Below are 296 nucleotides of genomic sequence, written 5' to 3'. Positions count from 1 at the left end.
CGGTCCATTAATGTATTTACTTTCTGGGTTTTGGTAGAAAATTCCATAGGCTAATGATGATGTCCAATTCTTTGCTAAACGGTATGCCAGAGCAAAACGAGGTGCAATATTATTCTTTCCCAAATAAGATGAATGCTCTGCCCTCACTCCTATTTTGGCTGACAATGCATTACTGAATCCAAGATCTGTTTCTACAAAAGCAGAGGAGATTAAATCCCTGTAATGCTTCCGAACATCTTCAAAGTTTAGTTTTTCATCGGCATTATTCAACTCAAAACCTCCTCTTATCGCGCTGA

Annotated in this window: 1 pseudogene; it reads right to left on the bottom strand. The window is 38.5% G+C overall.

Annotation, left to right across the window (positions count from 1 at the left end):
- A pseudogene (locus SB679_RS23700) lies at nucleotides 1-296 on the bottom strand (TonB-dependent receptor); the annotation flags it as partial.

The organism is Chryseobacterium sp. SIMBA_029 (assembly GCF_046535275.1).
GTDB lineage: Bacteria > Bacteroidota > Bacteroidia > Flavobacteriales > Weeksellaceae > Chryseobacterium.
The sequence above is the reverse complement of the archived record's forward strand: the minus strand, read 5'-3'. Positions and strand labels throughout refer to the sequence as shown.